This window comes from Lysobacter sp. Root667 (assembly GCF_001427715.1).
Classification (GTDB): Bacteria; Pseudomonadota; Gammaproteobacteria; order Xanthomonadales; family Xanthomonadaceae; genus Lysobacter.
The window spans coordinates 40,097-66,369 of the sequence record NZ_LMHF01000009.1; the positions used below are offsets into that span (position 1 = coordinate 40,097).

Genomic DNA, 26,273 nt, shown 5'->3' on the forward strand with positions numbered 1-26,273 from the left:
GGTCGGCTCAGGCATGGACCACCGACCATGCCTGCCTGTCGTCGTCGAGCGCGTCCACGGCCGGCCGTTGCAACAGGTCCAGGCGTTGGCGCAGCACCTGGCCGATGCGCGCGGCGGGCGCGTGGTCGAGCACGCTCTCGTGATGGCAGTCCAGCGCATGCAGTTCGAAGCGGCCGCCGACATAGGACCGCCAGGTCTCCGGGTCGTGCTCGATCAGCCCCGACGGGTCGCCCAGGCGCTGTGTGGCGTGGAAATACACCAGGTCCAGATCGAGCTTGCGCGGCGCGTGCCGGCGCGCGAGCGTGAGGTTGTTGCGCATCACCGCGAATGCATGCTCGACGAAGCGCGGGTGGTCGCGCGCGATCTCGCGCAGCAGCGGCATCGAACGCGCGTTGTGGGCGAGCAGGGCCGGGGCCAGTTCGTCCAGGCTGCGCGGCGCCGGGCCGCGATCCGCGGCGATGCCGAGGAAGCCCAGCGCCGCGCGTACTTCGTCGGCCGGGTCGTGCGTCTGGGTCGGTGCCGAGAACAGATAGCTGTCGATCATCGCCAGCAGCTCCACTCGTTCGCCCTGCTCGTTCAACTGCGCAGCGATGGCATGGCCGATCAGCCCGCCCAGCGAACGGCCGAGCAGGCGATACGGGCCCTCGGGTTGGATGCGGCGGATCTGGGCGAGATAGTCGGCGGCGATTTCGTCGATGCTGGCCGGCAACGGTTCCATGCCGCGCAGCCCGCGCGACTGCAGTCCGTACACCGGCATCGAAGGATCGAGGTGACGGAGCAGGCCGGAGTAACCCAGGCTGAGCCCGGCGATGGGATGGATGCAGAACAAGGGACGCGGCGGCGCCGCGGTGGAGGAGGTCGGCTTGCGCAAGGACAGCACCGCGCCCAGCGGATCGCCGTGCTCGTGGTCGGTGCGCTCCAGCAGCGCGGCCAAGCCGGCGATGGTCGAGGCTTCGAACAGGCTGGCCACCGGCAAGCGCTTGCCGAAGCGATCGGGCAGGCGCGCGATCAGTTGCGCGGCGATCAGCGAATCGCCGCCGAGCTCGAAGAAACTGTCGTGGATGCCGATGCGCGGCAGGCCCAGCAGTTCCGCCCAGATCGCCGCGAGCTTGCGCTCCACCGGCGTGCGCGGTGCGATGAAGCCGCTGCGCTCGCCGCGTTCGGGCGTGGGCAGGGCCTTGCGGTCGAGCTTGCCCGTGGGCGTCAGCGGGAGCGCGGGCACCGGCACCAGGGCGCTGGGAATCATGTAGTCGGGCAGGCGCTCGGCGAGATGGCGGCGCAGCGCATCGACCTGCAGCGTGGCGCCGGCGACGGGCACCATATACGCGTTCAGACGCACGCCGCCTTCGCTGCCGGCGGGCTCGGCTATCACCGCCGCGTCCGCGATATCGGCGTGTTCGAGCAGCCGGCTCTCGATTTCGCCCGGCTCGACCCGGATGCCGCGGATCTTGATCTGCTGATCGCTGCGGCCCAGGTATTCGAGCACGCCGTCCTCGCGCCAGCGCACCACGTCGCCGGTGCGGTACATGCGGCCGCCGTCGCGATCGAAGGGGTCGGGCAGGAAGCGCTCGGCAGTCAACTCCGGCCGATGCAGATAGCCCTTGGCGACGCCGGCGCCGGCGATGTACAGCTCGCCCGGGCAGCCGGTCGGAACCGCACTGCCGCCGGCGTCGAGCACGTACAGGCGGGTGTTGAGAATCGGCCGCCCGATCGGCGGCGCGGCCAGGTCGGCGTCCGACAACTCGATCGCGGTGGAGTAGACGGTGGTCTCGGTCGGTCCGTAGAGATTGCTGACCTTGTCCGCGAGCCGCGCCAGCCGCTGCGCCAGTTCGCCGGACAGGGCCTCGCCGGCGGCCAGTGCGTGCACGCCGGACAGGTCGGTGTCGCCGCTGGACAGCAGCATGCGCCATAGCGACGGCGTCGCCTGCATGTAGCCGATGCCGTGTTCGCGGATCAAGGCCGCCAGGCGCGGCGGGTCGCGCACGATGTCGCCGCCGGCGATTACCGTCTGCGCGCCGACTATCAAAGGCAGGAACAGTTCCAGCGCGGCAACGTCGAAGACCACCGTGGTGACCGCGAGGAAGCGGTCGCTGGCGATCGGTGCGAGCTGGCGGCGCATCGCTTCGAGCAGGTTGCCCAGGTTGCGATGGCTGACCTCGACGCCCTTGGGCCGGCCGGTGGAACCGGAGGTGTAGAGGATGTACGCGGTGGCCTCGGGCGTGGACAGGTCGAAAGCGCGCGGGGTCGCCAGCGCGGCGACGACGTCGGCCGGCGCCAGTGTCGCCAGCGGCGTGCCCAGGCGCGCGAGCCGTGGCGCGAGCCGCGGCGAGGTCAGCAACAGCGCCGGCTGGGCGTCGGCCAGCATGCTCGCCAGGCGTTCGTCGGGCGTATCGGGATCCAGCGGCAGATACGCCGCGCCGGCGAAGCCGATCGCCAGCATCGCCACCAGCAGGTTCTCGTCGCGCGGCAGCGCCATCGCCACGATCTGGCCCGGGGCGACCCCGCGTTCGATCAGGCGGTTGGCCTCGTGCAGGCAGCGCACATGCAGGTCGCGATAGCTCAGGCGGCGCTCGCCGTAGCGCACCGCGGTGGCCTCGGGACTGCGCCAGGCCTGTTCGGCGAACAGCGCCGGCAGGGTCTGCGCGGGCACCGGCGCGATGGTGTCGTTCCAGCGCCGCAGCAGGCGTTCGCGTTCTTCCTCGCCGAGCACATCGATGCTGCCCAGCGTCGCGTCGGGATCGGCGAGCGCGGCGTCGATCAGGCGCTGCATGCGCCGGCGGTGCTCGTCCAGCTCGGCCGCGTCGTATAGCGCCGGGTTGGCGTCGAAGTCGAAACGCAGGCCGCCGTCGTCGCCGCGGTCGTAGACGAACACGGTCAGGTCCTCGGCCGAGCCGTTGGACAGATTGCGCGGCACGCCGCTCGCGCCGCCGAAGTCGAGCGCGTAATCGAAGGGCTCGATGTTCACCCCAAGCCAGGCCACGCGCTGGCCCTGGCCGACCAGGCCGAGTTCGCGACGCAGGTCTTCGTAGCGGTAACGCTGATGGCGCAGCGCCTGGGCGACCACGCGTGCGACCTGGGCGATCAGCTCGCTCACGGTCTGGGTCGGCGTCATCCGCAGGCGCAGCAGCACCGCGTTGGCGAGCATGCCCGGCGTATGCCGCAATTGATGGTTGACCCGGCCGCTGACCGGCATGCCCAGGACCAGGTCGGCGGCGCCGGTGGCGCGGAAGTAGTAGGCGGCGACCAGCGCGATCAGCACCTGCGGCAGGCTCGCCGAGCGTTCCTTACCCAATGCGCGCAGCCGGCGCGTGCTGTCGCCGGACAGAAAGCCGCTGCTGCGCCGGAGCCCGCCGTCGCCGCGCGAGCGGCGTCGCGACAGCGTCACCGGTTCGGGCAGTTCGGCGAGTTGCTCATGCCAGTACTCGCGGTCGCGGCGGCAGCGGTCCGAGGCGCGGTAGGCGTCTTCGGCTTCGAGCAGCGAGGCCAGCGAATGGAAGCCGCTGGCCTCGGGCTGACGGTTGAGCGCGTAGGCCGAGTAGATCTCGGCTACGCGTCGCGCGATCAGGCCGCCTGCGTAGCCGTCCAGGACGATGTGATGGGCACGGTGGTACCAGACGTGGTGTTCGTGGCTGAGCTTGAACAAGGCGCAAGCCCACATCGGGCTGTCGTCCAGCTCGGCCTGGGCCGACAGTTCGGCGGCCATCCAGCGTTCGGCCGCGGCGGCCGGATCGCTGTCGTCGCTGAAGTCGAAGTAGGGGAAATCGTCGATGCGGGTGCCGACGATGCATTGACGCGGAACGCCGTCGACATCGATCAGGCGCAGGCGCAGGGCCTCGGCTTCCGACGACACCTGGCGCAAGGCGCGCAGGAACAGCCCAGGGTCGATCCAGCCGCGGATATCGATGGCTTCGGCGAGATTGAAGTTGGCGCCCGGCCCGGCGAGCTTCTGGCCGAACCAGAGACCGAGCTGGGCCACGGACAGGGGCAACGAAACTGCACGCGCATCGTTCATCGCACCGCTCCTTGTGCACATCGACGAAACGGTTGCGGCCTGCCTGCCGCGCCCGTTGCGATGTCGTCGTCCTGACGTGTTCGAGAGGAGTCCAGTGCCGGACTCGTTTACAGGTTGCCATTACTGCGCAAGCAGAACTGTGAAGCCGATTGTGGATTCGTTGTGCACCTGCACAACGTCACGCCGACGTCACGCGATGCTTGCGAAATCGGTCGCGTCCTGAGTGAAAACCACTAGAGATCCGCATCGTGTTGCGGTGGGCGAACGCGATCGTGCCTGCATTTCGTGCATCGCCGCTGCGGTGGAGCAAGGTTTCGACGAAGCCGAAAGCGGCCGATGCGCTCCGGCAAAATCCCGGCCGCCACCTCTGCAGCATCCCGGCCGATCCGCGAAGTACGATATCGCCGATCCCGACGCCGCCCGCGCGTCGGGCCCGAACTCGAAGAACAACGGACTGCCCACGTGACGACGACGCTGGAATGGCACTTGGACCGCGACCGAATCGACTGGGACGAACTGTCCGAGCTGTACCGGATCGCCCCGTTGGGCGAGAAGCCCGCACGCGATCTGGAAGTGGTGTTCGGCAACAGCCGATATGTGTGCTTCGCCTACGACGGCGGCCGACTGGTCGGCGCCGGCCGCGCTTTGGCCGATGGCCTGGACTGCTCCTATCTGTGCGATGTCGCGGTGCACCCGCAGTACCAGGGCAGCGGTCTGGGCAAGGCGATCATCGAGCGCCTGACCACGCTCTCGGCCGGCCATCGCAAGATCATCCTCTACGCCAACCCGGGCAAGGAGGGCTTCTACCGCAAACTCGGCTTCCTGCGCATGCGCACCGCCATGGCGATCTTCCAGAACCGCGAGCGGGCGCTGGCGACGGGCCTAGTCGAGGAAGACTGAGTACGCCGGCGCGGGGTCTCAAAAAAAAAATTTCCGGCCGCATGTCGATTCGTGCCTGCCTGGTTCGTCGCTCCAGTGAGACCAGGATTTTGGCGTCAATCCGACGCCGGACCTCATCGGAGACCGATCATGAAGTTCGCAACGCTGGCCCTGTGGGCCTATACCGCTGTCGCCGTCCTGCTGCCCGTCGCCGCACCGGCGGCCGAAGCGCGACCCGTCGTCAACATCAGCGCGGAGGTCATCAAGGGCCGCCAGAGCATCGATGGTGTCGACTACTACTACGAGATCCGCGGCAAGGGCGAGCCCCTGCTGTTGCTGCACGGCGGCCTGGGCTCGATCGAAATGTTCGCCCCGCTGATGCCGAAACTGAGCGAGCACCGGCAGGTGATCGCGGTCGATCTGCACGGTCATGGCCGCACCCCGCTGGGCCAGCGGCCCTTCAGCTGCCAGTCCGGCGGCGGCGACATGGCCGCGCTGGTCGGCAAGCTTGGCCACCCGCAGGTCGACGTAATGGGTTACTCGCTGGGCAGCTGCGTGGCGCTGCGCATGGCGATCCAGCGGCCGGCGAGCGTGCGCCGGCTGGTGCTGGTGTCGGGCGCCTATTCCGACGACGGCTACTACCCCGGCATCCGCGCCCAGCAGAACGGCCTGACCGCCGCCGCCGCGCCGATGATGAAGGACACGCCGATGTACCTGAACTACGCGGCGGTAGCGCCGAACGTCGGCGAGTTCCCGCGCCTGCTAGACACCCTCGGCGATTTCATGCGCGGTCACTACGACTGGTCGGCCGAGGTCAAGCAACTGCAGATGCCGGTGATGCTGGTCTACGGCGACGGCGACATGTATCGCCCCGAGCACGTGATCAAGTTCTACCAGCTGCTCGGCGGCGGCCTGCAGGACGCCGGCTGGGGCCGCGAGACCCTGTCCAGGAACCGTCTGGCGATCCTGCCCGACCTGACCCACTACGACATCTTCGCCTCGCCGCGCCTGGCCACGACGGCGCTGCCGTTCCTGGACGGCACCAGCGACGTGAAGAGCTGGGCGGAGCAGGTGCAGGCGGCGAAGTAAGCCGCGGACCGGCTGGCTCCGGTGGTGCCGAGGGTGAGCGCGGACAGCCCTAGCGCCCTCGGCCTCGGGGCGCGGACCGGCACCCGCGCCCCGACCCCGCCTGCTGTATCGTTCGGCCTCCGCCGCACTCTTGCCGATGGCCGAATGAACTCCCAGACCGAGACCGCCCGCCCCGACGAAACCCAGCTCGGCTACGCGATGAAACCGCGTCAGCTGGTGATGATGGGCCTGGGCAGCGCGATCGGCGCCGGGTTGTTCCTGGGCTCGGGCGTGGGCATCCAGGCGGCCGGTCCGGCGGTGCTGCTGTCCTACCTGATCGCCGGCGTGCTGGTGATCATCGTGATGCGCGCCTTGGGCGAGATGGCCGCGGCCAAGCCAGCCAGCGGCGCGTTCTCGGTCTACGCCGCCGACGCCATGGGCGCCACCGCCGGCGCGACCCTGGGCTGGTTGTGGTGGGCGCAGCTGGTGATCGTGATCGCGGCCGAGTCGGTGGGCGCGGCCGGTCTGCTGGCGACGGTCTGGCCGGGTTTGCCGGTGGCGATGATGTCGTTGCTGTTCATGGCCGTGTTCACCGCGATCAACCTGCTGGGCGTCAAGAATTTCGGCGCCTTCGAGTTCTGGTTCGCGATCCTCAAGGTCGTCGCGATCCTCGCCTTCATCGCGGTCGGTGCGGCCCTGTTGCTGGGCTGGTTGCCGAACGTGAGCTCGCCGGGCCTGTCCAACTTCGTCGATCACGGCGGCTTCGCGCCCAAGGGCTGGGCCGGCGTGGGCGCGGCGCTGCTGGTGGTGATCTTCGCCTTCGGCGGCACCGAGATCGTCGCGGTCGCCGCGGCCGAGACCCAGGATCCGGTGCGCAGCATCACCCGCGCGATCCGCACCGTGGCCTGGCGCATCCTGGTGTTCTACATCGGCTCGGTCAGCGTCATCATCGCGGTGGTGCCGTGGACCAGCGAGTCGCTGAAGTCGCCGTTCGCCGCGGTGCTGCAGGTCGCCAATATTCCGGGCGCGGCGGCTGCGATCACCCTGGTCGCGGTGATCGCGCTGCTGTCGGCGCTCAACGCCAACCTCTACGGCGCTTCGCGCATGATCTATTCGCTGGCCGAACGCCGCGAGGCGCCGCGCTTCCTGGCCGGCGTCGATCGTCGCCAGGTGCCGGTGGCCGCGGTGCTGGCCAGCGTCGCGTTCGGCTTCTTCGCTGCGCTGCTGGAGCTGTGGTATCCGGAGCGCGTGCTGCCGGCGCTGCTGAACGTGGTCGGTTCGACCTGCCTGCTGGTATGGGGCATGTCGCTGCTGTCGCAGTTGATCCTGCGCCGTCGCGCCGACCGCGAGGGCACGCCGCTGCCGTTTCGGATGAACGCCTTTCCCTACCTGACCTGGCTGGGTCTGGCGCTGCTGGGCGGCGTGATCGCGCTGGCCCTGCTCACCGAGGGGCCGCGCATGCAGCTGCTGTCGACGATCGCGCTGACCCTGGTCATCGCCGCGATCAGCGAGATCGCGCGGCGGATGCGCACGTGCGTCTGAGTCACGGCGCCGGCTTGGCCCGGCCCGCTTCTGCCTGACGCGCCCAGTTACGCAGCGCGGCCCCCTGACCGCGCTGCGTCGCCTGAGGCGTCAGGCGTGGACCCAGAATGCGCTTTCGGCGAAGCGCTCGTCCTTCCACCAGTTGGCGGTGCCGGTGCCGTAACGGAAGTTGCTGGCGCCGGCCTGGCTCTGCAGCGGCCGGTCGACCTCGCCGGAGGCGGTGCGGTGCGCATGCTCGGTTTCGGTCTCGGGCACCACCGGCAGAATGTGGCCGGATTTTCCCTCGATCTTGCGCCGCGCCACGATCAGGGCGACCGCGCCCTGGTTGGCTTCTTCCTGCAGGCGCGTGGGCGAACTCACCTGGCGCCAGCCGAACTCGGGGCCGAAGTCGCGCAGCCAGCGGAACAGGTCGTTGGCGCGCATCTCGAAAATGGTGTCGGCGATCAACGGCTCGACGGTCTGGCCGCGGCGCAGCTTCTCGATCGCCGGCGTGCTCCACCACACCCGCGGCAGGTAGACGCCGGCTAGGTGGCAGTAATCGTGGGCGTAGATATTGCAGAAGGTCAGCCCCGAGTGCGGCTGGTAGCGCTTGTGCGAGGCCTTGTCGACCGCGAGCCAGTCGATGATCGCGCCCAGGTCCTCGCGCAGCTCCAGTGCGGTGGAACCGGAGCGTTCGGGCTGGCCGTCTTCGTTGAGCGAATGCGCGCCGGCCGCGTCGCGGCGCCGGGTCACCCGGCCCGGCCGGCGCGGCATGAACACCGCGACCACGCCGGCGCGCGGCGGATCGCGCACGGGCTCGACGATCGGGATGTCGACGATGCTGCTGTCGCGGACCAGGAAATCGGTCGAGCAGAACCCGCGCAGCAACGCGCCGAACAGACTGGTCTCGACTTCCATGAAACCGTTGACGGCGCGTCCGGTGACCGCGCGCACCGGATGCCCGTCGGGCAGTTCGGCCTGAACGTTGGCGGTAGGCGGGCGGCTGATGCGCGGCTCGCGGCGCAGGCGCAGGGTCGAAACGCGGGTGTCGACGCGGAAGAACGGGCCGGTCGCGGCGATCGGCCTGGGCGGCGGCACCGGCGCTTCGCCGGGCAGCGGCGTGGGCAGCGGCGCCGGCGCGTCGGGCGTCGGCACGGTCTGGGCCTGGCGGATGAAATCGAAGATCGCCTGGCCGTAGAAGCGGGTGCCGTCGAAATGGCCCTGACGCAGGCCGCGCTCGGGGCGGAAGCCACCGGTGTTGTAGACGATCGCGACCGAGGCCAGCTCCATCGTCGTCAGCAATGCGCGATCCTGTAGCCGCAGCTTGCGCAGCCCGCGCTTGAGTTCGGCCACGCACATCGCCAAGGTCTGCTCGAACCGCTCGTGGCGGCGTTCGAGAAAGTAGTCGGGATCGTCGAGGAAGAACTGCAGGTCGCGCTGGAACATGCCGAAGCCGTGGCAGAACTTGTTCGGCCGCGACGCCGCGCCCTGGTAGGCCTCGATGTGCACCGCCATGTCGACCAGAGCCTTGCGCGCGATCGCGAACATCTCGTCGCCGCGCGAGGCCGCCACCAGTTCGGTCTTGGTCTTGGGGAAGGCGCTGCGGCCGGCGTTGGAATCGAGCGTGTCGCCCACGCACAGGGCCAGGATGCGCTCCTCGCTCATCGACTTGCGTCGCAGCACCGGCCAGACCTCGCCTGTTTCCTGGCAGGCCAGCGCGGTGATCAGGTCCAGGGTGAGCGGGGTGCCGGCCAGCGCAGGCACGACGCGCGCTGCGAAACGGGTCTTGAACCACAGCATGTCCGCGCTGTTCGGCATGGCCAACCTCCTTGTCGTCCTACGAATCCGTCCTGCGCCGCCAGGGGCGGGCGCCACTCCCAAGAGACGAACGATTCGGAGGCGAAGGATCGGCCAGGCGAGCGACGAACGGTCGGCGACGACTCGTCCATTCTCTTGCGCGGATGCGACACGCGGGACGGGCCATCCTTTGGCCTGCCTGGAGGAGCGGTGCCGCCTGTGCGATCAGCCCAACAGCTGTTGCGGCAGGGTGTTGAGCACGCGGCGGAACGGATCGGGATTGTCGATGCCGCGCGAAACGATCAATGCGCCCTGGATGCGCACCACCGCATCTTCGGCGCGTCGCTGCGCCTCGCGTGCGGACACGCCGTCCTTCTCTCGCGCAAGCCGCGCGAATCCGTCGATCAGGCCGCGCAGCGAAACGCTGAGACGATCCTGGAACAGCGCCTGCGCATCGCCGACGACCAGGTTGCCGAACAGGCAGGCTTCGGTGCCGCCGGCGTAGAAGCTGTCCAAGGCTGCGATCACCTTGGCCAGCCTGCGCTCCGGGGTGCCGGCGCCCTGCATCGGCGCGAGGATCTCGTCGTGCACCCAGGCGTCCACGCGATCGAACACGGCGCGCGCCATCTCCTCCTTACCGCCTGGAAAGTAGTGATACAGGCTGGAGCGTCCCAGGCCGGTGGCCTGGGACAGCTGGCCCAAGGACGCGGCGTCGTAGCCGTAGCGGCGGAACGCGCCCAACAGGCGGTCGACCACGGCATCACGGGGCAGGAGAGGGGCGGGCATGGCGGCAGGTCGACTGGAACGATCGGTCCAATATGGCCCGGGGCAGGGGCGCGGTCAACGCATCCATCGATGCAACGCTGTGTCCGCATCGGCGTCGTTGACTGGTTCGGGTTCGAGATCTATTGTACCGATCGTTCGGTACAAGAACGCCCATCCACCCCGGAGCCACCCCATGTCCGTCCTATCCGCACGACCCTCCTCGCGTCTCCTGCGCGCCAGCGCATCGCTGCTGCTGGCCGCGGCGACCGCTTTCGCGGCTCCGCTGGCGCTGGCCAAAGACCCGGCACCATCCGCCAGCGCATCGCGCCACGACACGGCTGCCATCCATTACCGCACCACGAGCGTCGATGGCGTGGAGATCTTCTATCGCGAAGCCGGCCCGCGCGACGCGCCGGTATTGCTGCTGCTGCACGGCTTCCCGACCTCCAGCCAGATGTACCGCGACCTGATCCCACGCCTGGCCGACCGCTACCGCGTCATCGCCCCCGACTACCCGGGTTTCGGCCGCAGCGCCATGCCCGCACCCGCGCAGTTCGACTACAGCTTCGACCACTACGCCGTGCTGATGGACAAGTTCACCCAACAGCTGGAGCTGCCGCGCTACGCGCTCTACCTCATGGATTACGGCGCGCCGGTGGGCTTCCGCCTGGCCTCCCAGCATCCCGAGCGCGTCAGTGCGCTGATAGTGCAGAACGGCAACGCGTACGAGGAAGGCATCGGCAAGTTCTGGGATCCGATCAAGGCCTACTGGAACGACAACAGCGCCGAGAACCGCGAGCACATCCGTAAGGCCGCGCTGACCCCGGACGGCACGCGCTGGCAATACCTCCACGGCGAGCCTGATCCGACCCTGGTCAGCCCGGATGCCTACGCGCTCGACCAGGCCTATCTGGACCGGCCCGGCAACACCGACATCCAGTTGGCGATGATCTACGACTACCGCAACAACCTGCCCAAGTACCCGCAATGGCAGGCCTACTTTCGCAAGTACCAGCCGCCGACCCTGGTGATCTGGGGCAAGAACGACCAGATCTTCCTGGTCGCGGGCGCCGAACCCTACCGTCGCGACAACCCCAAGGCCGAAGTGCATCTGCTCGATGCCGGTCATTTCGCCCTGGAAACCCAGAGCCCACAGATCGCCAAGCTGATCCGCGAATTCCTCGCCAAGCACTGAACCAGCCTCGCGGCGCTCCGGAATTCCGGAGCGCCGCCATCCAGGAGACAGCCATGAACCCCACCGAATCGCGCCCGCCGCTTCCGCCCTTCACTCTGGAAACCGCGCTGGCCAAGGTACGCGCCGCCGAGGACGCCTGGAACGGTCGCGATCCCGAGCGCATCGCCCTGGCTTACAGCGAAGACAGCCAATGGCGCAATCGCGCCGAGTTCTTTCGCGGTCGCGACGCGATCGTCGATTTCCTGACCCGGAAATGGGCGAAGGAACTCGACTATCGGCTCATCAAGGAACTCTGGGCTTACGGCGGAAACCGCATCGCGGTGCGCTTCGCCTACGAATGGAGCGACCACGACGGCCGCTGGTTTCGCGCCTACGGCAACGAGAATTGGGTATTCGACGAACGCGGTCTGATGCGCCAGCGCCACGCGTCGATCAACGACCTGGCGATCGACGCCGGCGAGCGCAAGTTCCATTGGGACGCCGCGGGCCGCCGCCCGCTCGATCATCCGGGCCTGAGCGATCTGGGACTGTAGGCGCCGGCCGGTCTTCGGTGCCGGCCAAAAGAGCGCGCCCGCCGGACCGGCGAGCGCGCGGGGCCGGTCGCAGCCCAGCTCAGGGGATGTACACCAGCGTCGCTTCGGCGATGGCGGGGCAGATCGCGTTGTTGTTGAACAGAGCGTCCAGGCTCGGGGCCGGGGCGGTGGCCAGCGCGGTGGCGATGCAACCGACCGTCTTGATCACGCGCGAGTTCTCCAGCCAATCGCAGGAGGTGGCTTTGACCGCGCCGAAGCTGTGCTTCTTCCAGTTCACACGCACGCCGCCGCACTGGGTCGCCGCGGGGAAGGAATACCACTTGCCGCCGCTGTCCTGCTTGACGTTGAAGCCGGTGCCGGTGCAGGCCAGATTGCCGCGACGGCAGACGCGCGAGCACTGATGCAGTTGCAGCGGCGGCAGGCTGGAGGGACAGCCCTTGGCGTTGTTCTCTAGGTTGCACTCGCAGTAGTCGTTCGGCGGATCCTCGATGCGGGTGACGTTGTAGCGGATCGCCAGCGCCGTCGAGGCGGTCTGCCCGCTGACGGCGACCTTGAAGGCCTTTTCGTCGGCGCCGTTGGCTTCCTGGATCGAGATCAGGGGGCGGCCGGCGGCGTCGAACTGGATCGTCGGCCACGACTGGATCCGATAGACGTTGATGGTTTCGCAGGGGCTGGCGCCCGGACAGGCCGCCAGGGCCTGGCCGCTCCAACCCAGCAGGGCCAGCCAGAACGTCGCACCCAGCAGTGCATGGGCGAACTTGTGTGTTGCAGGGCTCATGTCGCTTCTCCGTGCGCACGTGGTAGGGACGGCGGACGCGCGCACGGGTCCGCCTGTCGTTACCAACGCGGCGCGGCCGCGGCTGTGAGCTTTGCGGGCGGCGCGGCGATGAATGCGAGGTCCGGCGACGTCACGCCGGCGCACATCGGATCGTCGTTTCCGTATCCGCCGACCAGGGCGGCCGCGCGGCGCGCGCTTGATCGCACCGCCGCGGTCTCCATGTCGCACAGCACACCTCCCCGCATCAGGACGACCATGACCAGCTTCCGACAGACCCCGGTACTGACCCTCTCCAATCCGGCCGCCTTGTACGACCCCGCTCCCAACGGCTATTCCCATCTGGCCAGCGTCAGCGGCGCGGCGCGCTGGCTGCTGGTCGCGGGGCAGGGCGGCGAAACCCAGGACGGCCGCCTGTCGCCCGACTTCCGCGACCAAGTACGGCAGGCGCTGGAGAATCTGAAGATCGCCCTGGCGTCGGCCAGCGCGGCCACCGTCGATGTCGCCAAGCTCACCGTGCTGATCGTCGACCACAGCGAGGAGCGGCTGCACGTGTTCGGCGCCGAGCTCGAGGCCGCGTTCGGCGCCGGCGCCAAGCCGGCATGCACGCTGATCCCGGTGCCGCGCCTGGCCCTGGACGGGATGCTGTTCGAGGTTGAGGCGATCGCGGCCCTGGCCGCATAACTGGCGCGGGGCCAGGACGCGGCAGGCTGCGCCCTGGCCCATCGCCGGCGCCTGCGCCGTTGGACTTCAAGACCGGGGATCGCACCGTTCATGGAGAGGACGACGATGAAACGCGAGGCGCAGGACGCATACGCCGACCCTTCGGACTATCCGCGCTTGCTGGACGAAGCGCTGGTCGTGCACCAGCGCACGCCGGCCAGCGTCAACGACAGCCTGCTGGTGTTCGTGCACGGCCTGGGCGGCAGCCGCTACGGACCGGGCGCGACCTGGGGCCGCTTCCCGGCGTTCCTGTACGACGACCTGCCCCAGGTCGACATCGGCATGTACCAGTACCGCACCGCGGCCGGGCGCTTGGGCGGGGGCAAGTCGATAGAACTGGAGGACGAGGCGCGCGTGTTCGCCGACCTGATCCGCGACCAGCTCAAGAACTACAAGCGCATCGTCCTGATCGGCCACAGCATGGGCGGCCTGCTGTGCAAGGCCGCGATCCATCGTCTGGTCGAGACCGCGGAGCACGACGCGCTCAACCGCATCGCCGGCCTGGTGCTGATGGCGACGCCGCAACTGGGTTCGCTGCGGGTGCCGCGGCTGCTGAGCGCCCTGTCCTTCGACGCGCGTGCGCTGCAGCCGCACGGCAGGCTGGTGCTCAAGATCAACAACACCTTCGAGAACCACATCGCCCTGGACGAGCGCGTGAGCACCTTGCGCAGGACCACGATTCCGACCTGGGCGGTGGAGGCCGTCCACGACCGCTGGGTGGATTCGCTGAGCGCGGGCATCGGCCTGACCTCGTCGCGGATCAAGGTGGTGCGCGGCTCGCACACCTCCATCGTCAAGCCGGCCGACCGCGACAGCGATGTCTACCCGTGGGTCAAGGAGCGCATCGAGATCGCGCTCAACCGCTACAAATACGACGTGTTCGTGGCCGCGGCGATGGCCGGCCACAACGGCGACGCCGAGTACACCGAGAATCGCAACACCGTGCTGGCGATGATCGAGGTCCTGAAGCAACGCTGCGGATTCGACTCGGTGTTCTACGCCGGCATGAATATGGCGACGATGGAGGACTTCGATCCGGAAGAACTGGCGCTGCGCAAGGATATGGCCGCCTTGCGCGAGAGCCGCTACTTCATCCTGTTCTATCCGAAGAAGATCGTGTCCAGCGTGATCTACGAGGCCGGCTGGGCGCTGATCCTGGGCAAGCCTTCGATCTACATCGTCGGCGACGACCAGGATCTGCCTTTCCTGATGCAGGAAGCCTCGCAGGCTTTCGTCGAGCGGCGGGTGCGCATTTTCGAGTGCGCGAATCAGGCCGGCCTACTGGAGCGCCTGACCGCCTACGGCACCGAGCTGTTCGACGCCAGCGCCGCCTAGCCGGCGACCCCGTCGTCCTCCAGCACCAACCCGCGCGCGGCCAGCATCGCCTGGACCCGGTCCAGCGCATGCGCGTAATCGTCGGCGGCGGCCGCTTCGAGGATGGGATTGGCCGACAGGGCGAACCGCGACAGCACGTCGTGACGATCGGCCTCGCGTTCGATCTCGGACAGGCGCGCCTCCAGCGCGGCGAGTTCGGCGTCGAGTTGTGCGCGGGTCCAGGGCATGTGCACCTCGCCGGAAGTAGGGCGCCGAGCCCGTGCCGGCTCGCGCGCCTTCATCATAGTTGCGGGGCGTGTAGGAGGCGTCGTCCCGGAGCTGCGCCGTCGATCGCGGGTTTCAGCGCCGGGACGACGACGGTGCCGGTGGGCGGGCACGGCATCCAGGCCGCGCCGCCATGCTCACCACAGGTTCTTGCCGTCGAGCACCGTCACCGGCACCGCGTCCAGGTCGAAGCCCTCGAGCAGGCGCGCGTTCACGCCGATCTTCGGGTGATCGAAGTCGGGCTTGAAGTCGACCCAGCTCGGGCTTTCGGTGTAGGTGCTGCAGCCGCACTGGTCGCAGAAGTGGTTGGCGATGATGCGGCTGCGCCAGCGATAGGTCGCCACGTCGTCCAGCGGCGTCAACAGGCGGAACTGGTCGGGCGTGTAGTAGGCCCACAGCGCGCCGCGCTTGCTGCACAGCGAGCAGGTGCAGCTGGTCAGCTCGGTGGGAGCGGAGCTCAATTCGAAGCGGGTCTTGCCGCAATGGCAGCTGCCTTGCAGGGTCATCGGGACATCCTCGGTGGGCCTGGGCGCATGATCGCCCAGGACGGTGTCAATTCCTGTCAGCAGCGGCCGCGCACCGCTGCGTTGCGCGATCCGGCGTTGCAAGCGCGCGCCCGGGCGCCAACACTGCGGGTATACGCCAACAGGAGCGAGCGATGGAACTGGGTATGGTCGGGCTGGGCCGGATGGGCGCGAACATGGCCGAGCGCCTGGTGCGCGGCGGGCATCGTGTGACGGGCTACGACCCCGGAGCCGCGGCGCGCGAGCAGGCGGCGACGCGCGGCATCGCGGCGGCGGCGTCGCTGGCGGAACTGGTCGCGGCGCTGCCGGCGCCGCGCGCGGTATGGCTGATGGTGCCGGCCGGACAGATCGTCGACGACACCCTTGCCCAGTTGCTGCCCTTGCTGGCGCCGGGCGACAGCGTGATCGACGGCGGCAACTCGAACTACAAGGACACGATGCGGCGCGCGACCCTGCTGGCCCAGCAAGGCCTGCATTACGTCGATTCCGGCACCAGCGGCGGCATCTGGGGCCTGGCCGAGGGCTACAGCCTGATGATCGGCGGCGACGAGGCCGCGGTGGAGCGGTTGCGGCCGATCTTCGCAACCCTGGCCCCGGCGGCGGACCGCGGTTGGGGCCGGGTCGGTCCCAGCGGCGCCGGGCATTTCACCAAAATGGTCCATAACGGCATCGAGTACGGCCTGATGCAGGCCTATGCCGAGGGCTTCGCGATCATGCAGCGCAAACCCGGCTTCGATCTGGACCTGCACCAGATCGCGCAGATCTGGCGGCACGGCAGCGTGGTGCGGTCCTGGCTGCTGGACCTGGGCGCCGACGCGCTGGGCAAGAACCCGGCCCTGGAGGGGATCGCGCCCTATGTCGAGGACTCCGGGGAGGGCCGCTGGACCGTCGCCGAGGCCATCGACCTGGACGTGGCCGCGCCGGTGATCACTGCCTCGCTGCTGGAGCGGCTGCGCTCGCGCGAGAGCGATTCGTTCGCCGACAAGCTGCTGGCGGCGATGCGCAACGAGTTCGGCGGCCACAAGATCAAGGCCGGCTAGCGGCGCACGCAGAAAGTTACCTCCGGCACCTATCCGCGGCGGCGGCGCCGGCGCAAAGTGCGCCTGAATCCAGGAGCGCCGCCATGCAAATGACACTGCCTGCCATGACTCCGATCCTCGCCACCGCGGGCATCGGATGGTTGTACTACCGCCGCATCCGCAGCCAGTTCGGCCGCCAGGCCTATCGGCCGACGCGCGCGCTGGTGCGCCTGACGATCCTGAGCGTGGCGATGCTGGCGCTGATCTTCGGCGCGGTCATGCTGCCGCATGTGTGGCCGGGCGTGCTCGCGGGCAGCCTGATCGGCGCCGCCATCGGCGTGTTCGCGCTGCGCCATACCCATGTCGAGCCCTGCCTGAAGGCGGCGTACTACACGCCCAACCCCTGGATCGGCGGCGCGCTGTCGCTGCTGCTGATCGGGCGCCTGGCCTGGCGCTGGGCCGGCGGCGCGTTCTCCGGTGGTATGCCGATGACCCAGACCAGCCCGCTGACGATGGCGATCGCCGCGACCCTGGTCGGCTACTACCTGGTGTACGGCATCGGCCTGCGCCGGCAGATCCGCCGGCCGGCGCCCGCGGCGCTGCCGGAGCCGAACGCGTCCGCCGAATAATCGCACTGCCCCGATCCGCCAAGGCGCCGCCGCCATCGAGGTGGCGGCCTCCGGAACCGTGGCCTGTGCGCGTCCTGGCCGAAGGCCGCGACAGGTGGGCGCCGGAGGCCGCCATAGTCGTGGATTCGCAGGCCCCGGCTCGCCTGCATGCGGCTATCGTGCGACGATCCGCCGGCGATGCAATCAGAGGCGCGACAGTGCAGTCGTTATCCGATCCTGGAAAGGTCGTCTGTGAAAACGTCGGCGGCGCAGCTGCTGTGAACGCGGCGCGCTGGCTGCGCTCGGTGTGCGTGGGGCTGCTGCTCGCCGGCCTGTGCGCCTGCGCAAGCGCGCCCATGCGCAACCCGCTCGCCGAATGGCGCGGTTCGCCCAACTACGGCCCGCGCCGGGCGCAGCTGATCGTGCTGCACCACACCGAGATGGACAGCGCCGAGGGCGCCTTGCGCGTCCTCAGCGCGCGCGATCCCGAGCGCCGGGTCAGTGCGCATTACCTGATCGGCGCCGACGGCCGCCTGTACCAATTGGTGTCGGAACAGGACCGCGCCTGGCATGCCGGCGCGGCGACCTGGGCCGGCATCGAGGACCTCAACTCGGCCTCGATCGGTATCGAGCTCGACAACGACGGTGCGGCGCCGTTCGCCGAAGCGCAGATCCAGACCCTGCTGCAACTGCTGCAGGACATCACCCGGCGGCTGTCGATTCCGCCGCAGTTGGTGATCGGCCACGGCGATATCGCACCTACGCGCAAGCACGACCCGAGCGCGCTGTTTCCCTGGCAGCGCCTGGCCGAGGCCGGCTACGGCCTGTGGCCGCGTGCGCAACGCGCCGCCGTGCCGCCCGGCTTCGACCGCTGGGCCGCCCTGCGCACGATCGGCTACGACCTGAGCGATCCCGCCGCTGCCCGCCGCGCCTTCCATCGTCACTACCGCGGCCAGGAGAGCGACGCCTGGCTGCCCGACGACGATGAGATTCTCTACGACCTGCAGCTGCAGCTGATGGCCTTGCCGCAGTCCGTGCCGCAATGACGGAAGCCGCCATGGACAACGCCACCTGAGCGACTTGTCCGAATTTGGCGGCATCGCGTTGACGCGTCGGCGCACTCGCTAGCTCCCTTAGCATCGATCGCGCCGGCCGCTCACGCGCGCCGGCGTGGGCGACCGTGGACGCGCGCGCCCGCATACACACGAGACGGGCGCGACCGGTCGTCCGGCCTCTCAGCAGGCAAAGGAAACCATGCGCGCAATTCGTTTGAGTTTGATTCTGATCGCGGCCTTGTCCGTCGCGCCCATCGCCGCCGCTCAGGATGCGGCCACGTTCGACCCGGTTGCGGTGGTCGCGCAACAGCAGCGGATCCGCAGCGATCTCGATACCGGTGCCGGCCGCTACGGCGGCCTTCCGGCCGACGCCCGCCGCGAAGTGTCGGCGCGCCAGGACGCGCTGTTCAAGTTGCTGGAAGGTCGCAGCTACGAGGACCTCAGCGCCGCCGAGCGCAGTCAGGCCAGCGAAACCCTGGCCTGGATCGAAGCGGCGCCGCAACGCAGCGGCGAGGAGCGAATGGTCTGCGAGCGCGTCAAAGCCATGGGCAGCAATCGGGTGGAGCGCGTGTGCAAGACCGTGGCGCAGCGCCAGGCCGAACGCGACTCCGCGCGTAACCGCGCCAACAAGAGCGGCGTGGATCGGGCATTGGAGCAACGCAACGTGTGCGCCAACGCCAGCTGCGGCGGCGCGCGCTGAACGACCGCTTTGGCGAAGAACCCCGGCTCCGGCCGGGGTTCTTCCTGGCGAGATGCGGTTGTGTCCGTCTTCTGCTTTCGCTGGAAGCGGGGGACCCTCAGGCGTTCCGCGATCCGGCTTCCGGCTTTCGCCGCAGCAGATAAACCACTGCGCCCACCGCCAGCGCGATGGCGGCGGCGATCAGGTTCTGCGCGCTCGCACTGGCCAGCAAACCCAGCGACAGCAAGGTCGCCAGAATCGGAATCAATGGCCCACCCGGCAGCTGCAGCGCTTCGGCGCGATCCCCATGGCGGCGGCGCAACACCAGCACGGACACGGCGGTGCCGAGGTAGGTGCACAGCCGCGACACCACCGACAGCAGCGCCAGTTGCACGAACGAGCCCGACAGCGCCAAGGCCAGCGATACCAGGCCGATGGCGAGGATGGCGACCACCGGGGTGCGGAAGCGCGGATGGATCGCGGCCAGCGCGCGCGGGCCGTAACCATCGGCAGCCAGCGCGAGCAGGTAGCGCGGGGCCATCATCACCGTGTTGTTGTTGGTGCCCAGGATCGAAACGCTGGCGCCGACGGTCAGGGCCAGGGCTAGCCACCAGCCGCCGAAGCGCGCGGCCGCGTCGGCCAGTGGGGCCTTGGATTCGGCCAGCCCCGGCAGGGTGCCCAGCGCGACCCATTGCACCGCGAAATAGATCGCGGTGACCGAGGCGATCATGGTCAGCAGCGCGAAGGGAATGTCGCGGCGCGGGTTACGGTATTCGCCCGCGGCGGCGGGCAGGTTTTCGAACCCGGCGTAGGCGAACAGCAGCAGCAAGGCCGCCTGGCCGAGGTTGCGCAAGGGAATCGCATCGCCGGGCAGCGCGCCGGCGGCGTCGGCCAGGCCGGCATCGAAATGCACGGCGCCGATCGCCACGAACAGGAACAGCGGCAGCAGCTTGGCGATGGCCAGCAGCACCGCGGCGCGCGCGGCGGTACGCACACCGACCATGTTGATGACGACCAGCAGCGCCAGCGAGCCGACCACCACCGCGATGCGCCCCGGGCCCGCAGCGGCGCCCGGCCAGAAATGCGCGACCGCCTCGGCCAGGCCGTTGCTCAGCGCCGCCGCGGTGGCGATGCGGGTGAGCAGCAGCATCCAGCCGACCTCGAAGCCGATGAAGGCGCCGAATGCTTCGCGTGCGTACAGATAGCCGCCGCCGGGCTGGTCGAAGTAGCTCGCGGCCTGGGCGTAGCACAGCACCAGCAGGCTGACCGCCGCGCCCGCCAGCAGCACCGCCCACAGACTGGCCGGACCCAGCAGCGCGGCCGCGGTCGCCGGCAACAGATAGATACCGCTGCCGACGACGTCGTTGATCGACAGGCCCAGCAATTGCCAGCGGCTGACCGCGCGCAGCGGGGCGGGAGCGGCGTCGGCGGGCGGCGCGCCGCGGCGATCGGACGAAGACGACGAGGACGGTTCCAAGGCATCACCCGGCGGGAAGGTGAGGGCCAGAGTGCCCCAGTCGGACGCCGCGAATCCAGCGCGGACCCGCCGTATCGCGACCGCCGACACCGGTTGTGCGTCCGTTAGGCCGGAAATCACGGCCGCGGCGCTACTATCCGCACGCCTCGTGCCGCCGCCGGGCGGCCGCCCCCAAGGAGATGGACCCGAATGAGAGCGTTGATCCTGACCGCTGCCGTCGTACTGCTGGCCGCCTGCAAGCCGGCGCCGACCGACACCGCTGCGCCTGTGGCCGCCACGCCCGCGCCGGCGACCGCGCCGGCGAGCCCCGAGGCGCCCGCGCCTGAGCCGGGGACCGCCGCTACGCCGGCTCCGGCCGCAATCGAGTCCGTGCCGGCCGCGCCCGCCAGCGACGAAGGCAGCGCCCAGGTCAACCAGTCGATCGAAGAAGTACTCGGCGATCCGGCCATCTACGAACCGGCGATCCGCGCGTTCCAGAAAGCGGTCGCCGCGCGCGATGCGGCCGCGGTCGCCAGGATGGTCGACTACCCGTTCAGCGCGACCGCCGATGGCAAGCCGACCAAGATCAAGGACGCCGCTGCGTTCGTCGCCGCCTACGACAAGATCGTGACCCCGGCGATCGCCAAAGTCGTGTCCGAGCAGAAATACGCCGAGCTCGCCGTCAGCGGTAAGGGCGTGATGTTCGGCAACGGCGAGGCCTGGATCAACGGCATCTGCAAGGACAACGAGTGCAAGGCCGTCGACGTGCGCGTGGTCGCGATCCAATCCACCGAGGCGGCCGCGCATTAAGACGCGCGCGCCCCTGCCGGCGGTGTTGGCGCTGGGGGCCGCGCTCGCCCTGGGCGTGGCCGGCAGCGCGCACGCGCGCAAGGTCTATCGCTGCGTCGGACGCGACGGCACGGTCAGCCTGGCGACTGCGCCGGAGCCGGGCTCGCGTTGCGAGGTGCGCGAGTTCGACGACAACGTCGCCAAGGTGCCCAACCTGTGGGGCTCGATGGGCGTGATCAGCGGCACGCTCTACGAACGCCAGCAGGACGGCAAGACCGTCTACAGCACGCGCAATCTGCCCGGTTCGGTCAAGGTCCTGTCGTTCATGGTGGAAACGCCGCCGGGCGAGCCCGCGCATGTCGGTCTGGGCCGGGTCGGCAAGCCGCAACTGGACAAGTACGCCGCGCAGTTCCGCTCCGCGGCCAAGGCCACCGGCGTCGACGATGCCTGGCTGCGCGCGATCGCCCACGCCGAAAGCGGCTTCAACGCCGCGGCGGTTTCGCCCAAGGGGGCGCAGGGCGTGATGCAGCTGATGCCGGCCACGGCCAAGGAGTACGGTGTGGTTGATCCGTTCTCGGCCGAGGATTCGATCAACGCCGGCGCGCGGCATCTCAAGCAACTGATCCGGCGCTACAAGGGCGACCTGACCCTGGTCGCTGCCGCCTACAACGCCGGCATCGGCGTGGTCGCCCGCTACGGCGGCGTGCCACCGTATCGCGAGACCCAGGCCTACATCGCCAAAGTCCAGGCCCTGCACGAAAACTACCGCCTCGCCCTGGCGGCCCAGCCCAAGCGCGGTGCGAAGAAGCGCTGAGCGCTGCGGCCCAGGCCGGTGAGTCGGCTTCAGGCCACCGCGGCCTTGTGCGCTTCGAAGGGCAGTGGAATCGCGCCGCTCTGGGCGACGATGCGCGGTTCGGCCGCGGTCAGCAGTTCCTTGCTGCCGTCGACCACGACCAGGATGCGTCCGGCTTCGATCTCATCATGGAACTTGCGCCGGATCGGATCCGGCAGCGACGAGCCCACCAAGGCCGAGGCCCAGCAGCCGACCATCGCGCCGGCCATGGCCGCCGCGGCCGCGCCGGCCAGGGTCAGCGCGATCGGCGTCGCCGCGACCACCGCCAGGCCTGCCGCCAGACCCGCGGCGCCGCCGATGCCGGCCCCGCGCAGCGCGGCGGGCATCAGGTCGGTGTCGGCTTCCCTGCGTTCGTTGGGGATCGACGCCAGCTCGATGTCCGAGCGCGCGATCAACAGAATGTCGTCGTCGTTCACACCGGCTTCCAGTGCGGCGTTCATCGCGGCCTGGGCGCTGTTCAGATCTGGCGTGCTGAACACGTGTCGGATCTTCATGCTTCCTCCTGACGCGGAGTCAGGTGCGCATCGCCACGCCGCGCACCGTGCGGGTGGCGACCGGAGCGAACGCGCTCCTCGCGCGTTCCCGCCCGGCCGTCGCCACGAGCTTGGGCGCGGCCGGGTTACCGCCATGTGACGGGCGTCGCGCCTGCGCTTCGCCTTAACGGTGCGGTGTTAATGTCTGTTCGATTCGATACCGCATTACACGGAGCCCCGCATGCGCACGCAGTATTCCGCCTACGCACTCGCCGCCGTCGCCGCACTGACGCTTGCGGCCTGCAAGCCGGCACCGGCACCCGAAGCGCCGACGCCGGCCGAGACCCAGACCACCGCCGACACCTCGACCCAGCCGGCGATGTCCACCGACACCCCGACGCCGGTCGCCGCCGCGCCGGCGCCCAGCGCGACGATCGCTCCGGAGGCCTTCGTCGGCAAGGTCTGGCAGGTCAAGGATTCCTCCGCGGTCGAGGCCGGCACCACGTACGCCTTCCTGGCGGATGGCACGCTGGTCGTGGATTCGGACAGCGGCACGCCGCTGTACGGGCAATGGAAGTTCGACGCCGGCAAGCTGACCCTGATCGAGGAAGGGCAGTCGTATCCGACCGACATCCTAAAGCTCGACGCGGGCGAGTTCCGCATCCGCAGCCATAACCCCGGCGAGCCGGTCGAAACGCTGCTGGTGCCCGCGGCCGACCAGACCTTGCCCAAGGCCAAGCCGTGAACGTGGCGGCAAACGCTGCGGGCGAAGCGCTGCAGACCCATTGCGTCTAGCGGCGAGGGACGATAGCCATGGCCATGCAACCTTTTGTCGACGTGACCTGCCCGTATTGCGGGGAGACGATCAGCCTGATGATGGATCTCTCGGCCGGCGATCAGAACTACATCGAGGACTGCCAGGTTTGCTGCCGGCCCATCGTCGTCGCCGTCGCGGTCGACGAAGACGGCGAGCCGCAAGTCGCCGTAAGCGGAGAAGACGAAGCCTAAGCGTCGGTCGCGGCGCCCGCAGGGTGCTTGCTCGTCATCGCGCGAGGGCGACCATCCGGCTTTCGCCCGCAGGGCCGATCGCATCGCAGCGGTGAAGCCACGTTTGCCGTCGTTCGGGCTATCGTTCGTCATACGTAAAACCACAGCGACGACCATGCCCGCAAGGAAATCCGCCGCCGCACGCGGCTCCGGTAGCGACACGCTCGATCCGCGCGCGCTCAATCGCGCCCTGCTGCATCGACAGGCCCTGCTGCAGCCTTCGTCGGAATCGGCCTTGGCGATGGTGGAGCGCCTCGGCGGCCTGCAGGGACAGGCGCCGAATCCACCGTACCTGGGCCTCTGGACACGGCTGACGGCTTTCCGCCCCGAGGATCTGACCGAACTCATGCAAACGCGGCAGGTGGTGCGCGCGACCATGATGCGCGGCACCCTGCATCTGGTGAGCGCGCGCGACTACCTGGCCTGGCGCGCGACCCTGCAGCCCGTCTTGCGGCGCCTGTCCCTGCAGAGCGATCAGGGACGTGCGGTACACGACATGGACCTGGACGCCTTGAATGCGGCCGGGCGCGCGCTGCTCGCACGCAAGCCGCTCAGCGCGACCGCGCTCGGGCCGCTGCTGCGGGAGCGGTGGCCGGATCGCGATGCCGCGGCGATGGCGCGTTGGGTGCGCAGCGTCGAGCCGCTGATCCACGTGCCGCCGGCCGGGGTATGGGATTCGCACCAGGCGGCGACCTTCGCGCCGGCCGCGGACTGGCTCGGCCAGCCCTTGTCCACGGACGATGCCGCCGACGCCATGGTGCTGCGCTATCTCGCCGCGTTCGGGCCGGCCTCGGTAAAGGACATCGCGGCCTGGTCGGGCCTGCAGGGCGTGCGCGCGATCGTGGCGCGCCTGCGTCCGCGGCTGCGCGCCTACCGCGACGTCCACGGTAACGAGCTGTTCGATCCCATCGACCTCGACCTGCCCGATGCCGGGCAAGCGGTGCCGCCGCGCCTGCTCGCGGACTTCGACAACGTCCTGCTCGCCCATGCCGAGCGCAGCCGCATCTTCGAAGAGCGCCATAAGCCGACGATCTTCACCCGCAACGGCATCGTGCGCGCGACGATCCTGATCGACGGCTTCGTGCGCGGTACCTGGAGCATGGAGCGCGGTAAGGACACGGCGGCCATCACGATCGTGCCGTTCGCGCGGCTGTCCAAGGCCGATCGCGCGGCGCTGGGCGACGAAGCCGCGCGCTGTCTGACCACCTTCGCGCCCGGACTCGCGCACGACCTGCGTTTCGAGGCCGGCGACCGCTGAGTACGCCGCGCAATCCATGCATTCAGCGCGACATCTCGGCGCAGTCGTTCGTGGCGGATGTCAGTGCGTCGAGAAATGCGCGCCAAAACGCCATCGACCTACGATTTTCGTAAAGGTTGTGTTGTGTTCAGCCAATCGCCGCATAGCGCAAGCCTGCGCAAGGCCGTCCTGCGTCACGTTTTGACGCGTTTCGGCGGACGGTCCTAACGTCATTCGCGGCAAGTGTGGTTAAGCGAACGTAGCTTTAACGCTTCGTGCCTGAGATCGGTTCAGATGCGCACCGGCAAGGTGCAGTCGTGCGGTGGCCCCCAAGCTTTCTGACATCCGCGCAACACATCTATCCAGGAGAGAACGCATGAACAACCTGTCCCGCAAGTCGCTGATCGGTGCCTTCGCCCTCGTCGCCACTCTGTCGGCTCCGCTCGCGTTCGCGCAGCAGGCCGAACAGGCTCCGCCGACCGAACAGAGCGCCGACGCGGCGGCTACTGCGGCTACCACCGCCGGCGACGCCGCCCAGGCCAGCGAACCGGCAGCGGCGACCGCGACCGCCGCCGCGCCGCAGAAGAAGAGCTGGAGCGACGTCGACGCCGACAAGGACGGCAATCTGAGCAAGACCGAGGCGTCCTCGGTGCCCGCGCTGGGCCAGGTCTTCGACAAGGCCGACTCCAATGCCGACGGTTCGCTGACCGCCGCCGAATACAAGGCCTACGTGGCCAAGGCGCAGAGCGGCAAGCCGGCCAAGCACGGCGGCTGATCGGGTTCGAAACCAAGGGGTGTGGACTCCCTGCGGAAGGAAGGGCGGCTAGGGCCGCCCTTCCTGTTTTTACGGGCCGCTTCTATCCGCTGTTTTGGGCGGACCCGCAGCGCGGCATAATGCGCGGATGAATTCCACGCACGCGGCCGGCATCCGGCTGGTCGGCTTCGACGCCGACGACACGCTCTGGCGCAGCCAGGACTACTTCGACCAGGCCCAGCTCGACTTCGAGCGCATCGTCGGCGCCTACGTCGACCTGCACGACGCCGGCGTGCAGGCGCACCTGTACGAAGTCGAGAAGCGCAACATCGCGCTGTTCGGCTACGGCGTGAAGGGCATGGTGCTGTCGATGATCGAGGCCGCGGTCGAGATCACCGGCGAGCGCATCAGCGCAGCCCACCTGCATCGCATCGTCGGCCTGGGCAAGGACCTGCTGCGGCATCCGGTCGAACTGCTGCCCGGCATTCCCGAGGCGGTGCGCGCGATCGCAGCCGAGTACGACGTCGTGCTGATCACCAAGGGCGACCTGTTCCACCAGGAATCCAAAGTGCGCCAATGCGGCCTGGCCGAACTGTTCCGCCGCATCGAGATCGTCAGCGAGAAGGACGTCTCGACCTACGCGCGCCTGTTCGACGAATTCGGTCTGGCGCCGGATCAGTTCGTGATGATCGGCAACTCGCTGCGTTCGGACATCGCGCCGGTGCTGGAGCTCGGCGGCTGGGGCATCCATATGCCCTACCACGTGACCTGGGCGCACGAGAACGAGGCCGAGATCGCCGCCGATGCGCCGCGCCTGCGTCGCGTCGACGGCGCCGCCGCGCTGCCCCAGGCGGTGCGCGAACTGGCCCGCGCCGCCTCCACCTGAACAGCGGCCGGCATTATTCCCAACGC

Annotated in this window: 28 protein-coding genes; 19 read left to right on the forward strand and 9 right to left on the reverse strand. The window is 69.1% G+C overall.

Translation table 11 applies throughout. The features are described from left to right. Positions 1 to 7: 7 nt before the first annotated feature. Complete coding sequence (locus tag ASD78_RS03855) at positions 8 to 4,012, reverse strand: non-ribosomal peptide synthetase (RefSeq protein ID WP_056098522.1); 4,005 nt, start codon at positions 4,010 to 4,012, stop codon at positions 8 to 10. Positions 4,013 to 4,268: 256 nt separating this feature from the next. Here ASD78_RS03855 and ASD78_RS21395 point away from each other — a divergent pair, with 256 nt between their 5' ends. The 4 genes from ASD78_RS21395 (at position 4,269) to ASD78_RS03870 (ending at position 7,501) form a co-directional block, all read left to right on the forward strand. Then, positions 4,269 to 4,478, forward strand: a complete 210-nt coding sequence (locus tag ASD78_RS21395) for a hypothetical protein (protein ID WP_235566438.1) — start codon at positions 4,269 to 4,271, stop codon at positions 4,476 to 4,478. Next, on the forward strand, positions 4,475 to 4,912 hold the full coding sequence (locus ASD78_RS03860) for a GNAT family N-acetyltransferase (RefSeq protein ID WP_056098524.1): 438 nt from the start codon (positions 4,475 to 4,477) through the stop codon (positions 4,910 to 4,912). Before ASD78_RS21395 ends, ASD78_RS03860 begins: the two co-directional genes overlap by 4 nt. A 129-nt stretch (positions 4,913 to 5,041) precedes the next feature. Further along, a complete protein-coding gene (locus ASD78_RS03865) occupies positions 5,042 to 5,980 on the forward strand; it encodes an alpha/beta hydrolase (protein ID WP_056098526.1) in 939 nt (312 codons plus the stop codon). 144 nt (positions 5,981 to 6,124) lie between these two features. Further along, positions 6,125 to 7,501, forward strand: coding sequence for an amino acid permease (locus ASD78_RS03870; protein WP_056098528.1), 1,377 nt, complete (start codon positions 6,125 to 6,127; stop codon positions 7,499 to 7,501). 90 nt (positions 7,502 to 7,591) lie between these two features. On the opposite strand, the gene ASD78_RS03875 is transcribed toward ASD78_RS03870, so the two are convergent. Then, complete coding sequence (locus tag ASD78_RS03875) at positions 7,592 to 9,298, reverse strand: hypothetical protein (RefSeq protein WP_056098530.1); 1,707 nt, start codon at positions 9,296 to 9,298, stop codon at positions 7,592 to 7,594. A gap of 204 nt (positions 9,299 to 9,502) precedes the next feature. Further along, entirely contained in the window at positions 9,503 to 10,063 is a 561-nt protein-coding gene (locus ASD78_RS03880; protein ID WP_055909220.1) for a TetR/AcrR family transcriptional regulator, read from the reverse strand. Positions 10,064 to 10,235: 172 nt separating this feature from the next. On the opposite strand from ASD78_RS03880, the gene ASD78_RS03885 reads away from it, so the two are divergent. After that, positions 10,236 to 11,237, forward strand: a complete 1,002-nt coding sequence (locus tag ASD78_RS03885) for an alpha/beta hydrolase (protein WP_056098533.1) — start codon at positions 10,236 to 10,238, stop codon at positions 11,235 to 11,237. A gap of 53 nt (positions 11,238 to 11,290) precedes the next feature. Further along, positions 11,291 to 11,770, forward strand: coding sequence for a nuclear transport factor 2 family protein (locus ASD78_RS03890; RefSeq protein ID WP_056098534.1), 480 nt, complete (start codon positions 11,291 to 11,293; stop codon positions 11,768 to 11,770). A 79-nt stretch (positions 11,771 to 11,849) separates the two neighbouring features. Here the strand turns inward: ASD78_RS03890 and ASD78_RS03895 are convergent, their stop codons facing one another. Further along, on the reverse strand, positions 11,850 to 12,548 hold the full coding sequence (locus ASD78_RS03895; RefSeq protein ID WP_056098536.1) for a hypothetical protein: 699 nt from the start codon (positions 12,546 to 12,548) through the stop codon (positions 11,850 to 11,852). A gap of 59 nt (positions 12,549 to 12,607) precedes the next feature. Beyond that, the gene (locus tag ASD78_RS20500) at positions 12,608 to 12,805 is read right to left on the reverse strand and encodes a hypothetical protein (RefSeq protein WP_156087572.1); all 198 of its coding nucleotides are present in this window, start codon (positions 12,803 to 12,805) and stop codon (positions 12,608 to 12,610) included. On the opposite strand from ASD78_RS20500, the gene ASD78_RS03900 reads away from it, so the two are divergent. Beyond that, positions 12,804 to 13,229: a RidA family protein gene (locus ASD78_RS03900; RefSeq protein WP_055909208.1), complete on the forward strand. Its 426-nt coding sequence runs from the start codon at positions 12,804 to 12,806 to the stop codon at positions 13,227 to 13,229. The genes ASD78_RS20500 and ASD78_RS03900 overlap by 2 nt on opposite strands. 105 nt (positions 13,230 to 13,334) lie before the next feature. Then, positions 13,335 to 14,603, forward strand: coding sequence for an alpha/beta fold hydrolase (locus ASD78_RS03905; protein WP_056098539.1), 1,269 nt, complete (start codon positions 13,335 to 13,337; stop codon positions 14,601 to 14,603). Here the strand turns inward: ASD78_RS03905 and ASD78_RS03910 are convergent. Beyond that, complete coding sequence (locus ASD78_RS03910) at positions 14,600 to 14,830, reverse strand: hypothetical protein (RefSeq protein WP_056098542.1); 231 nt, start codon at positions 14,828 to 14,830, stop codon at positions 14,600 to 14,602. The two genes, ASD78_RS03905 and ASD78_RS03910, sit on opposite strands and share 4 nt — an antisense overlap. Positions 14,831 to 15,004: 174 nt before the next feature. Beyond that, on the reverse strand, positions 15,005 to 15,373 hold the full coding sequence (locus ASD78_RS03915; protein WP_055909190.1) for a GFA family protein: 369 nt from the start codon (positions 15,371 to 15,373) through the stop codon (positions 15,005 to 15,007). A 152-nt stretch (positions 15,374 to 15,525) separates the two neighbouring features. On the opposite strand from ASD78_RS03915, the gene gnd reads away from it, so the two are divergent. The 4 genes from gnd (at position 15,526) to ASD78_RS03935 (ending at position 18,773) form a co-directional block, all read left to right on the forward strand. Then, complete coding sequence (gnd, locus tag ASD78_RS03920; protein ID WP_056098544.1) at positions 15,526 to 16,431, forward strand: phosphogluconate dehydrogenase (NAD(+)-dependent, decarboxylating); 906 nt, start codon at positions 15,526 to 15,528, stop codon at positions 16,429 to 16,431. An 83-nt stretch (positions 16,432 to 16,514) separates the two neighbouring features. After that, the gene (locus ASD78_RS03925; RefSeq protein WP_055909183.1) at positions 16,515 to 17,039 is read left to right on the forward strand and encodes a hypothetical protein; all 525 of its coding nucleotides are present in this window, start codon (positions 16,515 to 16,517) and stop codon (positions 17,037 to 17,039) included. A gap of 335 nt (positions 17,040 to 17,374) precedes the next feature. After that, positions 17,375 to 18,064, forward strand: a complete 690-nt coding sequence (locus tag ASD78_RS03930) for an N-acetylmuramoyl-L-alanine amidase (protein WP_082575479.1) — start codon at positions 17,375 to 17,377, stop codon at positions 18,062 to 18,064. Between the two features lie 223 nt (positions 18,065 to 18,287). After that, a complete protein-coding gene (locus tag ASD78_RS03935) occupies positions 18,288 to 18,773 on the forward strand; it encodes a hypothetical protein (RefSeq protein WP_056098548.1) in 486 nt (161 codons plus the stop codon). Positions 18,774 to 18,870: 97 nt separating this feature from the next. On the opposite strand, the gene ASD78_RS21400 is transcribed toward ASD78_RS03935, so the two are convergent. Then, entirely contained in the window at positions 18,871 to 20,160 is a 1,290-nt protein-coding gene (locus tag ASD78_RS21400; RefSeq protein WP_056099791.1) for an APC family permease, read from the reverse strand. Positions 20,161 to 20,418: 258 nt separating this feature from the next. Here ASD78_RS21400 and ASD78_RS21405 point away from each other — a divergent pair, with 258 nt between their 5' ends. Then, on the forward strand, positions 20,419 to 21,018 hold the full coding sequence (locus tag ASD78_RS21405) for a hypothetical protein (RefSeq protein WP_156087574.1): 600 nt from the start codon (positions 20,419 to 20,421) through the stop codon (positions 21,016 to 21,018). 22 nt (positions 21,019 to 21,040) lie between these two features. After that, positions 21,041 to 21,811: a lytic transglycosylase domain-containing protein gene (locus tag ASD78_RS03950; RefSeq protein WP_235566439.1), complete on the forward strand. Its 771-nt coding sequence runs from the start codon at positions 21,041 to 21,043 to the stop codon at positions 21,809 to 21,811. 29 nt (positions 21,812 to 21,840) lie between these two features. Here ASD78_RS03950 and ASD78_RS03955 read toward each other — a convergent pair whose 3' ends face one another. Then, positions 21,841 to 22,344, reverse strand: a complete 504-nt coding sequence (locus ASD78_RS03955; protein WP_055909163.1) for a hypothetical protein — start codon at positions 22,342 to 22,344, stop codon at positions 21,841 to 21,843. A 220-nt stretch (positions 22,345 to 22,564) separates the two neighbouring features. On the opposite strand from ASD78_RS03955, the gene ASD78_RS03960 reads away from it, so the two are divergent. From ASD78_RS03960 to ASD78_RS03980, 5 genes are all read left to right on the forward strand, one after another. Then, a complete protein-coding gene (locus tag ASD78_RS03960; RefSeq protein ID WP_056098552.1) occupies positions 22,565 to 23,068 on the forward strand; it encodes a hypothetical protein in 504 nt (167 codons plus the stop codon). A 68-nt stretch (positions 23,069 to 23,136) separates the two neighbouring features. Continuing rightward, positions 23,137 to 23,331, forward strand: a complete 195-nt coding sequence (locus tag ASD78_RS03965) for a CPXCG motif-containing cysteine-rich protein (protein WP_055909155.1) — start codon at positions 23,137 to 23,139, stop codon at positions 23,329 to 23,331. Between the two features lie 154 nt (positions 23,332 to 23,485). Continuing rightward, the gene (locus ASD78_RS03970; protein ID WP_056098554.1) at positions 23,486 to 24,628 is read left to right on the forward strand and encodes a winged helix DNA-binding domain-containing protein; all 1,143 of its coding nucleotides are present in this window, start codon (positions 23,486 to 23,488) and stop codon (positions 24,626 to 24,628) included. Positions 24,629 to 24,983: 355 nt separating this feature from the next. After that, entirely contained in the window at positions 24,984 to 25,382 is a 399-nt protein-coding gene (locus tag ASD78_RS03975; RefSeq protein ID WP_056098556.1) for a hypothetical protein, read from the forward strand. Positions 25,383 to 25,509: 127 nt separating this feature from the next. Beyond that, positions 25,510 to 26,247, forward strand: a complete 738-nt coding sequence (locus tag ASD78_RS03980; protein ID WP_056098558.1) for an HAD family hydrolase — start codon at positions 25,510 to 25,512, stop codon at positions 26,245 to 26,247. Positions 26,248 to 26,273: the final 26 nt, after the last annotated feature.